The organism is Bradyrhizobium sp. STM 3809 (genome assembly GCF_000239795.1).
In the GTDB taxonomy this organism is placed as follows: domain Bacteria; phylum Pseudomonadota; class Alphaproteobacteria; order Rhizobiales; family Xanthobacteraceae; genus Bradyrhizobium.
Window position 1 is genome coordinate 1 of record NZ_CAFJ01000231.1, and the last position, 8,977, is coordinate 8,977.

8 protein-coding genes are annotated in these 8,977 nt (G+C 66.7%); 1 reads left to right on the forward strand and 7 read right to left on the reverse strand.

Annotation, left to right across the window (positions count from 1 at the left end):
- Positions 1–173 precede the first annotated feature (173 nt).
- The 4 genes from BRAS3809_RS12625 to BRAS3809_RS12640 form a co-directional block, all read right to left on the reverse strand.
- Positions 174–1,379 (reverse strand): ABC transporter substrate-binding protein, encoded by a 1,206-nt coding sequence (locus BRAS3809_RS12625; protein ID WP_008962481.1) that lies wholly within the window; start codon positions 1,377–1,379, stop codon positions 174–176.
- Positions 1,380–1,463: 84 nt separating this feature from the next.
- Positions 1,464–2,315, reverse strand: a complete 852-nt coding sequence (locus tag BRAS3809_RS12630) for a fumarylacetoacetate hydrolase family protein (protein ID WP_008962482.1) — start codon at positions 2,313–2,315, stop codon at positions 1,464–1,466.
- A gap of 31 nt (positions 2,316–2,346) precedes the next feature.
- Complete coding sequence (gene mhpA / locus BRAS3809_RS12635) at positions 2,347–3,870, reverse strand: bifunctional 3-(3-hydroxy-phenyl)propionate/3-hydroxycinnamic acid hydroxylase MhpA (protein WP_008962483.1); 1,524 nt, start codon at positions 3,868–3,870, stop codon at positions 2,347–2,349.
- A gap of 69 nt (positions 3,871–3,939) precedes the next feature.
- A complete protein-coding gene (locus BRAS3809_RS12640; protein WP_035656204.1) occupies positions 3,940–4,731 on the reverse strand; it encodes a DNA-binding transcriptional regulator in 792 nt (263 codons plus the stop codon).
- A gap of 140 nt (positions 4,732–4,871) precedes the next feature.
- On the opposite strand from BRAS3809_RS12640, the gene BRAS3809_RS12645 reads away from it, so the two are divergent.
- Positions 4,872–5,855, forward strand: coding sequence for a VOC family protein (locus BRAS3809_RS12645; protein WP_008962485.1), 984 nt, complete (start codon positions 4,872–4,874; stop codon positions 5,853–5,855).
- A 14-nt stretch (positions 5,856–5,869) separates the two neighbouring features.
- Here BRAS3809_RS12645 and BRAS3809_RS12650 read toward each other — a convergent pair whose 3' ends face one another.
- The 3 genes from BRAS3809_RS12650 to BRAS3809_RS12660 all read right to left on the reverse strand — a co-directional run.
- On the reverse strand, positions 5,870–7,258 hold the full coding sequence (locus tag BRAS3809_RS12650) for an ATP-binding protein (protein ID WP_008962486.1): 1,389 nt from the start codon (positions 7,256–7,258) through the stop codon (positions 5,870–5,872).
- Between the two features lie 523 nt (positions 7,259–7,781).
- On the reverse strand, positions 7,782–8,513 hold the full coding sequence (locus tag BRAS3809_RS12655; RefSeq protein WP_008962488.1) for a response regulator transcription factor: 732 nt from the start codon (positions 8,511–8,513) through the stop codon (positions 7,782–7,784).
- A partial coding sequence (locus BRAS3809_RS12660) for a MarR family winged helix-turn-helix transcriptional regulator (protein ID WP_035656206.1) occupies positions 8,510–8,977 on the reverse strand: 468 nt, incomplete at its 5' end. The genes BRAS3809_RS12655 and BRAS3809_RS12660, both read right to left, overlap by 4 nt.

An 8,977-nucleotide genomic window follows, 5' to 3' on the forward strand; every position in this document is an offset into this window, starting at 1 on the left:
CCTTCGCAGGATGCCCAACGACGTGGATGGCCGGGACGGAGCCCGGCCATGACGCTGTGGCGAGAGCCGGCCTCAAACGTGCATGGTCAAATCCGATAGCCCTGCGTCACCGCGAGAGCGGCCGTCGAATGATCACGGCGCTGAGCTTCCATAAATGTCGCCCGCCTAAGCGCTCACTTGCCGATCAGACTGCATTTGCTGCGGTCGAGCGGACGAAATGCCTGATCGGGGGCGATCTTCGTCACGAGCTTGACGAAGTCCCACGGCGCTTTCGATTCGGCCGGCGTCTTGACCTGAACCAGGTACAGGTCGTGCACCATGCGCTGGTCGTCGCGGATCTGGCCCTGCTCGGCATAGGCGTCCGCGACAGGCGTGGCCTTCATCTTCGCCATGACCGTCGCGCCGTCATCGCTATCGGTATCCTGCACCGCCTGCAGATAGTGCCGCACGGCCGAGTAGACACCGGCCTGGATCTGCGACGGCATCGCCTTGCGGCGTGCGTAGAACGCATCGGAGAAGCGCCGCGCGGCGGGCGAGGCATCCTCGAAGAAGCTGGTAACGATCAGATCACCCTGCGTGGCCTTGAGGCCGATGGCCTCGATGTCGACGTTCTGGAACGACATCGGCACGATCTTCATGCCCTGCGCCGCAAGCCCGAATTCCTCCGCCTGCTTGATCGCGGTGGCGTTGTCGCCGGCGACGTTGAGCGCCAGGATCTTGGCGCCGGAGGCCTGCGCCTGCAGCAGGAACGAGCCGTAATCCGGCGTGCCGAGCTGCGCCTTGACGCTGCCGGCGACCGTGCCGCCGAGCTCGGCGATGCGGGCGCGCGCCGTTGCCTCGACCGAGTGGCCGAACGCGTAGTCGCCCGTGATGAAGAACCACGGCTCCTTGCTGGTCTGCATGATGCCCGAGACCACGGCGGTCGCGGTCGAATAGGCGTCGTGCGTCCATTGCACCGAGGTCGGTGCGCACGCCTCATCCGTCAGCTGGTTGGCGCCGGCGCCCGAGATCAGGAAGATCCTGCCGTTGCTGCGCACCAGCTCCTGCACGCCCAGCGCCGCGCCGGAGCTGCCGCCGTCCGCGATCGCCTGCACGCCGTCCTGCTCGAACCAGCGCCGCGCGATCGAGACCGCGATGTCCGGCTTGTTCTGATGGTCGGCCTGCAGGATTTCGATCGGCCGGCCGTTGATCTTGCCGCCGAACGCCTCGGCGGCCATCCGGGCCGCCTCCACCGAGCCGGGCCCCATCGCCGTCGCGAAGACGCCGGTCATGTCGGTGAGCACGCCGATGCGGATGGCTTGCCCTTTGATCTCCGCCTGCGCGGATGAGCCTGCCAGCAGCAACAGCGCGGCGATGCCGGATGTGAGACGGCGCGACATGATGATCCTCCCCGGATTCAACGATCTTGTTTGTTAATTCGTGTTTGATTGGAGCGCCTCGCGGTGGTTCGCGTGGCGAAGACGTCAGGCGGCCGTCTCGGCGGTCACGGGATTGCGCAGCACGCCGATGCCGGAGATCTCGACCTCGACCGTATCGCCCGGCTTCATGAACAGCAGCGGCGTGCGCTTGAAGCCGACGCCTCCCGGCGTGCCCGTGACGATCACATCGCCCGGCAGCAGGGTCATGATCTCCGAGCAATAGACGATCAGGTCGGGCACATCGGTGATCAGCAGATCCGTGGTGGTCCGCTGCACGGTCTCGCCATTGAGGCGGGTCTGCAGCGCCAGCCTGGACGGGTCGGGGATTTCGTCGGCGGTGACCAGCCAGGGGCCGAAGGCGCCGGACTTGTCGAAGGTCTTGCCCGACAGGAACTGCGACGTATGGCGCTGCCAGTCGCGGATGCTGCCTTCATTGTAGCAGGAATAGCCGGCGATATACGTGAGCGCGTCCTCGCGCCGGACATGCCGGCCGGCCTTGCCGATCACGAGCGCAAGCTCGCCTTCGTAGTCGAAATGGTCGGAGACATCAGGGCGGACGATCGGCTGCAGATGGCCGACCTGACTGGTGGCAAAGCGCGCGAACAGCGCGGGCTTCTCGGTGACGGTCCGCCCGGTCTCGGCGACGTGGTCGCGATAGTTCAGGCCGACGCAGATGATCTTGCCGGGATCGGGAATGACGGGCGCGAAGGCGAGCGCGCTCAGGGGATAGTCGACCGGCTCGGAGGCGAGCAGCGCGGCAGCGGCGCCGAGCGTGTCCGCCTCGAGCAGCGCGCGCAGGCTCTTCGACGGCAGGCGCCGGCCGAGGTCGACGACACCGTCACCCTTCACAGCACCATAGCCAGGACGCCCGTCGATGACAAAGGAAACCAGCTTCATACGTGAACCCTCTCAGGAAAGACGGAAACGATCAGGCGGCGCTCGGCAGCGGTGCGAGTCGGGCGACGCCCGCTATCAGCGTCGCGGGATCTTCGCCGTCGCGCACAGCGCCCATGATGTAGCGGTCAGGACGCATCAGCACGGCATCGAAGCCGTGCTGATCGAGCCAGGCATCGAGGCCGCCAGCTTCCTCGCCGCACATGATTGCGACGTCAGCGGCCGACAGGCTGGCATGATGCTGGTCGATCATCGCGGCCCCGAGGCCCGACCGGCACAACAGCGCAAAGCGGTAGCCGACGCGGTCGTCGCTGCGGCCGTGAACGCGGAAACGGAATTGCGGCGCGAGTCGTCCCGTCAGACTGCGATCGCCGCAAGCAAGGCCCGGTCCGAGCAGCGGCTTCTGCACGTCGAGCTTGAGCTGGCCGTCGCCCCGCGCCGAGCCGGTCGCCAGCGCCGCCTCGACGGCCTTGGTGTTGATGAGCCCGCCGAGCCGGATCGCGAGCTCGATGAGCTCGCGCACATGCGGCGCGCGCTCGCTCTGATACGTAGCGAGCAGATCAGGCTTGGCCTGGCCGGCGATCACGCGAGCCAGCTTCCAGGCGAGGTTGGCCGCGTCGCGAATGCCGGCACACATCCCCTGGCCGAGGAACGGCGGGGTCTGATGCGCGGAATCGCCCGCGAGCAGGAAGCGTCCGTTGCGCCATAGCTGGGCCACCGCGGAATGAAACGTATAGACGGCGGCGCGTTCGATCTCGGCCTCCGTGGGCTGGAGCCATGGTGAGAGCAGCTCCCACACCCGCGCCGGCTGGGTGATCTCGACCGCGTCTTCGTCCGGATGCACGGTGATCTCCCAGCGGCGGCGGTTGCCGGTCCCGCGGATATAGGTCGCGGGACGTTGCGGATTGCAGTGCTGGATGCTGAAATCGCCGAGATCGGGCCGCTCTTTCCTCAGCAGCACATCGCAGACCAGCCAGCGCTCGTGAAAGCCGAGGTCGTCCAGCGCCGAGCCGATGAAACGGCGCACCAGCGAACGTGCTCCGTCGCAGCCGACCACATAGCCGCAGGTGATGTCGACGAGTCGCCCGGTGTCCAACTCCTCGTAGCGGACGCGTGCGCCGTCATGGTCCTGCTCCAGCGCGAAGACGTCACAACGCGTGCGCAGTTCGACCTGAGGCCAGCGCGTCAGGCCGTCGTTCAGCACGGCTTCGAGATCGGGCTGGTGAAAGCGGTAGCTCAGATTCCAGCCCATCGCCGTCGGCTCGCTGGGGCGAGGCCAGTCGAGCAGCAGCCGTCCCTCGGCGTCGACGAAGCGCATGCCGGGACTCAAGGTGAGGTGTGGCAGGATGGCGTCGGCGAGGCCGATGGTCTGGAACACGCGCATGCATTCGTCGTCGAAATGCACAGCACGCGGCAAGTGATAGGTCTTGGCCTCGCGCTCCAGGATCAGCGTGCGGAGGCCGCAAAGGCCGAGCAGATTGGCGAGCGTCGAGCCGACCGGTCCGCGACCGACGATGACGACGTCGAAGTTTGGGGGGTGTGCGGCCGTGTTGCTCATGGCCGCATCTGATCCGCAACCGCCTCGCAGCTTCAAGGCGCGGTCACGAACTGTCCGCCCTGCGGACGCTCAGGCCTGGACGGGAATGGCGGCTGCGGTGTCGCGCAACGGCGCCGCGTACTGGGTGACAGCTTTCTCCAGGGTCATGGCGGAGCGGATCCAGATGATCGAGATGCAGCCGAAAACGACGTCGTCGCGCACGATCGGCACCGCGATCGACGATGTCTTCGGATTGAATTCGCCCGCGTCGCGGATCGCGTAGCCGCGTTGAGCCGCTTCATTCATCATGCGCTGCAGCGGCTCGGGCGCCAGGAAAGGCAGGTCCTCGGCATCCTCGATGCGTCGCAGATGGTTGATGATCAGGTCGCGCTCCGCGGGCGGGCAGGCCGCCAGATAGGCGCGCCCGGCCGAGGTTCGCAGCATCGGCAGGCGCTTGCCGATCATGCTGCGATCGATCGAGAGCGGGCTGCGCGCATGCGTGGTCTCCTGGATGACCATTGCGCCGTTCTCATAGGTCGACAGATCGACCGGCCAGACCAGGGCGCGGCTGAGCTCGGCAAGATAGGGCGCGGCGGCCTGGCAGATGATAATGCCGGGATCATAGCCGTCGCCGAGGCTCAAGGCGTGGCGCGTCACCCGGAAGCGGTCGTCGCTGGCGCTGCGCGCGACGTAGCCGAGTTCCTCCAATGTTTCGAGCAGGCGGTAGACCGTGGGTCGCGGCAGATCGAGCTGGCGGGCGACGTCGCCGGCGCGAATGCCGCCGGAGCGATTGACCGCGCGCAGCACGTCGAGGCCCCGCTTGAAGGCGCGGACACCCTCCGAAGGACGGGCTGGCGGAGATCGCGTCCGTTGCTTGGACACTTCGAAATTCCTCCCTGTTCTTCATTTGCATCCGCCGATACCGTCCTGAGAACGCGAGCCGGATGCAGGGGCGGCAGTCTACTGCAGGACCGCGCGGAGCCGATACGAAATTCGGCCCGCGCCTTTCGGGAGAAGACACCATGGAAATCACGGCGCTCGGCTACATCGGGATCAAGTCGTCGCAGGCGGAGCAGTGGGGACGGATGGCGACGGAGCTGCTTGGGATGCAGCGCATCGATCGGGCGGCCGGTATGCAGGCTTACCGCATGGACGACCGCAAGCAGCGGTTGATCGTCGACGGCAGCGACGACAGCGGGCTCGCGGTCATGGGCTGGGAGGTCGGCGATGCCGCGGCGCTCGCGCGGCTCGCCGGCCGTCTCGACGATAACAGCGTGAAGGTCGTGCGCGGATCGCAGGCGCTGGCCGACGAGCGTCACGTCACCGAGCTGATCTTGTTTCAGGACCCGGCCGGCCACACCATCGAGGTGTTCTGGGGGGCTGCCGTCGCCTCCGATCCGTTCAGGCCGGGGCGTCCGATCTCCGGCTTTCGCACCGGACCACTCGGCATGGGACATGTCGTGCTCAACGTCGAGGAGGTCGAGCCGCTGCTGACCTTCTATCGCGACCTGCTCGGCTTCCAGGTGTCCGACTTCGGCCTGACCCCGTACAAGCTGTATTTCTTCCATGTCAACGGCCGCCACCACAGTTTTGCGATGGTCGGCTCCGGCCGCCGCACGCTGCATCATTTCATGGTTGAGCTCGGCAGCCTCGACGATGTCGGCCAGGGCTACGACCTCGCGCAGCTCGACGACGGGCGCGTGGCCTACACGCTGGGCCGTCACACCAACGACCACATGACCTCGTTCTACGTCAACACGCCCTCCGGCTTCTTCATCGAATATGGCTGGGGCGGCCGGGTGATCGATCCCGCGACCTGGCAGCCGCACGAGACCTTCGATGGTCCGTCACTATGGGGACACGAGCGCTTGCATTTGCCGGACGAGCCGCGCAAGCGGATGCGCGACATGCGCCTGTCCGCCGCCGCACGCGGCGTCCGCGTGCCGGACCCGCGCGTTCCGCCGCTGAATTGCGCCTGGCTCGACGCCGTGATCGCGCAGGAATGAGTTGAGCGGGCGCGCTACACCGGAATCCGTACGCTCGCGCGCAAGCCGCCCATCGGGCTGTCGCCGAGCGTGATGTCGCCGCCGTGCGAGCGGGCGATGTCGCGGGCGATGGCAAGGCCGAGGCCGGTGCCGCCTTCATCCTGGTTGCGGGCGTCGTCGAGGCGCAGGAACGGCTTGAACACCTCCTCGCGCATGTCGGCGGGAATGCCGGGGCCGTCATCGTCGACGGTGATGGTGAGGTAGCGGTGGTCGCGATGGCCGGTGATGGCGATCGCGTCGGCGTGACGCGCGGCATTGGAGACGAGATTGCCGAGGCAGCGCTTCAGCGCCTGCGGCTTCACCGTCACCACCGGCAGTCCGTGGAACGACACCGTGGCGGAATGGCCGTTGCGCTCGGCATCGCTGCGCAATTCTTCGAGCGCGTTGGAGATGTCGGTCGGCTGCGCGATCTCGCCATTGTCGCCGCGCGCGAACGCCAGATAGTCCTCCAGCATGTGCGACATCTCGTCGACGTCCTTGCGCATGGCGTCGATCTCGGGGCCATCGCCGAACAGCGCCAGTTCGAGCTTGAAGCGCGTCAGGATGGTGCGGAGGTCGTGGCTGACGCCGGCCAGCATCGCCGTGCGCTGCTCCATCGCGCGCTCGATGCGCGCCTTCATCTCGAGGAAGGCATGCGCGGCGCGACGCACCTCGCGCGCGCCGCGCGGCCGGAAATTCGGCACCTCGCGGCCCTTGCCGAAACTCTCGGCGGCATCGGCCAGCCGCAGGATCGGCTTGATCTGGTTACGCAGGAACAGCACCGAGACGATCAGCAGGATCGACGAGGTGCCGACCATCCAGAACAGGAAGATGTCGGTGTTCGACGCATAGGCCGCGCCGCGCTGGGCGAACACCCGCATCACGGCGTCATCGAGCGCGATGCGGATCTCCACCAGGTTGGAGCGGCCGACGGTGTCGATCCAATAGGGGCGGCTGATCTGGCGGCCGATCTGGCTCGACAGCGACTGGTCGAGCAGATTGAAGAACGGCTTCGGTCCCGGCGGCGGCATGTCGCCGGCGGGCAGGAAGTCGACCACCAGGTTGAGCCGCTGCTGCGCGATCCGGCGCAGCATGGTGCGGTCCTTGTCCTGCGGATAACCCTTGTAGATGTCGATCAGCGCCGCGACGTCCTGCACCACGGCGGCGGAGAGGCGCCGGGTCACCGTGTTCCAGTGCCGCTCCATGAACACGCCGGCGACCACCGTCTGCAGGATCACCATCGGCACGATCATGATCAGCAGCGCGCGGGCATAGAGGCCGGTCGGCATCCAGCCCTTGAAGGCGTTGCCCACGATACTGTTGGCGCGCGACACGCGCCGCGAGGCGGTGCGGATCAAGGTGAGGCCGGTGTCGAGGGTGGTCATGCGCAGAGAACCCTCTGTTGCTGCACGATCGCGTACGGCAAACTCGGTGCCACCTCTCCCCTTGTGGGAGAGGGTGGTTTCGAACGAAGTTCGAAACAGTGTGAGGGGTATGCCTCCGCGATCTCATCTGCGGAGGCATACCCCTCACCCGGCTCGCGTTTCGCTCCGCTCATGCGATCCACCCTCTCCCACAGTGGGAGAGGGTGTACCGATCGTGCGGCTGGGCTATCGCATTTGGTAATCGCAGTTTTGCGGTCGTCACTTTCCGCGTCGTCATGGCCGGGCTTGTCCCGGCCATCCACGTCGTCCGGCATGCTGAGAACGACGTGAATGCCCGGGACAAGCCCGGGCATGACGGAGTAACAAACAGGCAGGATCATTCGCCCGTACGACCCAGCATTTCGATATGCGACAGCCCCTGAGCGTGCCGCTGCTCCGCACGTCACGGCCTTCGACAGAAGCGGACTCGCATCACAACCACAGAGCAAAACGACGCGCTTCATGTCGGAGCGAGTCCTCATCCTCAGCCCGACGTCATCAGCCGGTAGCCGATGCCGCGCACGGCTTGCAGGAACAGCGGGTTGGCGGGATCGATCTCGAGCTTGCGGCGGAGGCGGTTGATCTGGACGTCGACGGCGCGCTCGTTGACGGTGCCGTTGCCCGTCAGCGCGCCGCGCGGCACGGTCTCGCCGCGGGCGTTGGCGAGGATGCGCAGCATCTCGCGCTCGCGGTCGGTGAGGTGGACGATCTCCTCGCCCTGCTTCAACTCGCCGCGCGCCAGATGATAGACGAACGGACCGAAGCCGATCTGTTCGACGACCTCCTCGGCCGGTGGCGGCGCGGCGCGCTTGAGGATGTTGCCGATGCGCAGCGCTAGCTCGCGCGGCTCGAACGGTTTTGCGACGTAGTCGTCGGCGCCGAGCTGCAGGCCCTCGATGCGGCTCTCCGGCTCTGATCGCGCGGTCAGCATCACGATCGGCACCGAGGATTGCGTGCGGATGGAACGGGCGAGGTCGAAGCCGCTCTCGCCGGGCATCATCACGTCGAGAATCAGGAGGTCGAAATGCAGGCCGGTGAGCTTGGCGCGGGCATCGCTCGCGCTCGCTGCCGTGGTCACGCGATAGCCTTCGCCGCGCAGGAAGCGCGACAGGAGATCGCGGATGCGGCGGTCGTCGTCGACCAGCAGGAGATGCGGCGCGTCGTCGGCGGGCGTCTGCGGCGGATGCGGTGCGATGGCGGCAATCGTCACGGTCACTCCTTGGCAGCGGTCACGGGCGTTCTGAAGATGGCTTCCAGCACCTTGTCCGGATCGTCGCGATCGATCATCGCGCGCAGGAATTGCCGGACTTTTTCGGCGCCGGCCGGTCCGATCTGCTCCAGCGCACGATCGATGCGCCGCGTCTGCAGCCCGGCAAGCTTGGCCACCAGCGCCTCGCCCTTGGGCGTGGCGAAAAGAAGGCGCTGCCGGCGGTCGTTGTTGCCGGTCTTCTGCACGATGTAGCCCTCGTCGAGCAGCTGCTTGAGCACGCGGCCGAGCGACTGCTTGGTGATGCGCAGAACATCCAGCAGGTCGGCGACCTTCAGGCCGGGATAGCGTGTGACGAAATGCATCACGCGGTGATGCGCGCGGCCGAAGCCGAACGCCTCGAGCTCATGGTCGGCATCACCGACGAAGTCGCGATAGGCGAAGAACAGGAGCTCGATGATGTCCCAGCGCAG